The 2,610-nt window shown below is 66.7% G+C and carries 1 protein-coding gene; it reads right to left on the bottom strand.

The genetic code is table 11. The features are described 5' to 3' along the window. Positions 1-262: 262 nt before the first annotated feature. Positions 263-2,610: AAA domain-containing protein (locus ABZW74_RS24400; RefSeq protein ID WP_355280079.1), on the bottom strand; the 2,348-nt coding region annotated here is incomplete at its 5' end.

The following is a 2,610-nucleotide window of genomic DNA, read 5'->3' as shown; positions in this document are numbered from 1 at the left end:
AAACGCACTCGCCATGATCCTGCTCGCCTGCGGACCGGTCACCCTCGAACTCCCATACCACACCCACACCCACCCACATCCATGACAGAAGAGCCGAAACTTCTTCCCCGCCCCTTGGAGTCCTCCCCCAGAAAATTCTCGCGGACGACTACGAACCTCGGGGAAGAAACTCTTCCCCGAGATTTTGCGAGCACGACTCCGACGTATTTTCCCAGGTCAGCGGGGCGGTCACCTAGCTCTTCGGATCAGAGGCGATAGGACGTCAGTCCCCCGCGGTCAGGTCGATGGGCTCCCAGGCATCCGCTTGCCCCGCGACCGCGATCGAGGACACCGACCCCGGCTTGCAGCCCCGTGCGTCGAGTGCCGCGGTGACGCGCGCGATCACACCGTCCGGGTCGAGTTCGAACTCCGATTCCCGCACGCGGGCGAACTCCCAACCGCAGCGACGCAGTTCGCGTTCTCGCTCCAGGTCCGACCGGGCCTGACGACCCGTGGTGCGGAATTGCGCGCCGTCGCATTCGACGGCCATCCGCGCGTCGGCGCCCATCACCACGAGATCGATGACCCGGTTGTTCACGACCACCTTGGGCGTGACGTGATAGCCGAGCGACGCCAGCCGGTTGAACACCCGCTGCTCGAGCAGATTGTCGAAGGGCTCCACACGCTTGTCATCAGGAACATCGTCGGGCATCGGCGAGATCGTCGGTCCCGCGTTGGCCTCGAGGTAGCCGAGCAGCGAGTAGCGAAGATCGTTGCGGCGCAACTCGTCCAGATCGACCGAGTGGAACAGCCACAGCTGATCCATCGCGCGAGACGCCGCGACGTTGAAGCGACGCTGCGACTCGGCCCGGGTGAGCGCGGTGATCGCGGCCGGGTCCGAGACGACCATCGACAGCAAGATGACGGAACGTTCGTCGCCCTGGAAATCCGGTGGGGATCCCACCCGGATGCGACGATCTCGCCAGTGCTCAGGGTCAATGGTATCGCGAAGCGCACGCTCGAGGACGTCGACCTGCTTGGTGCCCTGCAGCGCGATGATGCCGAAATCGGCTCCGTCGTAGGCGGAATCGGCGAGACATGCGGCGACCGTGTCGGCAATGGCCTGCGCCTCGGCCTCGTTGACCAATGCTGCCCCCTGCCCGGAGGCTGTCGCGTCCACCCGCACCGAGCGCAGCGGGTCGAGCCGGTTGGCGCCGAACTGGCGGACCGGGATGAGCGGTGTTCCCTGGTAGAACTGCTGCGAGGAGTATTCGATGATCTCGGGCATACACCGGAAGTGCTCGCGAAGTGTCACCAGGTGACCAAATCTGCTGCGCAGCAACGAGAACAGGCTCGATCGCGGCGTCAAACCATCTCGCAGATATCCGGGCAGGTCGGGTAGTTCGGCGTCGAGTTTGGCAAATGCGTCGTCGAGCGTGGTGCCGGTGAGACCTGTGGGCGCGCACTGCCGATCGTCGCCGACGACGATGACGCGCGGCGCCAGCCACAACAGGAAGACGCTGGTGATGTCGGCCTGACTCGCCTCGTCGACGATCACGACATCGAACGAATTGGCTTTCGGTGGAAGTGTTTGGGCGACTTGACTTGTCGACATGATCCACGCGGGCACGGCGGCGGCTGCCTCGGCCATCGCGGCGCGCGCCGCGATACGAAAACGGTTGGCGTGCTTGCCCGATCCCTTGCCCAGGTTGATCATGTGGTCACGGTAGGACTGCAGCGCCTGCGTCTGTGCCACCGTCGTCCGCTCGATGGAGTACCGCCACGCTCGTGCGGCCGCCAGACGGGTGGTCACCTGGGCGAGGTCGACCTCGATGCCGTCGAGTTCGGCCTGCAGACGCTCCTGCCGTCCCGGATCGTTGTTCTCCGACACCCACGTGTGTGCTCGGCGCCACGACCACGCCGGCGCGAGATCGCGAACCCGCTCGTCCCACTGTGGGTCGTCGGCGGTTGCGGCCACCTCCGCGTACAGCGCAGGCGCCTTGCCGCGCAGCCTCAGGGTGAGCAGGTCGAGCGCGATCTGATCGTCGCGTTCGGCGCGAGCTGCCACGAAAGCCCGTCGCGCGGAGCGAATCGACTCCGCGTCGGCATTCGCCAGCGCCGACACCAGATCGTCACCCTCGGCCGACGGTCCACGTTCGATCTCGGCCGACAAGGCGTAGGCGCAGTCCGCGAGCTCGTGTTCGGCGAGCACCGCGTCGTTGGTGGCCGCGATCAGTCGTGCCTGCCGCGCGACCGCGGCCACCTCGGCAACGCTGCGCGGCCGCGGACCGCCCGGACTGATCGCCTCGAGTTCACGGACGAGCCGATCCCGTCCGGTCACCAGGTCGGAGATCCAGGCCAGCTGATTATCCAGCCGCACAAGCTGATTGAGCTGCGACGACCGCGACCCCGAGGTGTCGACCGGCACGTGGAGGTCTGCGAGGAGCCGGTGTGCCTGATGCACGGCCTCCACCACCGACAGGTGGTCGGCGACCAGCCGCAACGACCGCTCGTCGGAGGGCACCTGGCCGTCGACCGTGGCCCGCACCGACGACTCTTCGACCGCCCGTTGCTCGGCGGATCGCCGCAGCCTGCCACGCCAATGACCGCCGCCCCTCAGGTGATCGGCCG

Source organism: Gordonia sp. NPDC003585, assembly GCF_040610755.1.
GTDB lineage: Bacteria > Actinomycetota > Actinomycetes > Mycobacteriales > Mycobacteriaceae > Gordonia.
This window is presented reverse-complemented; position numbering and strand designations above follow the sequence as displayed.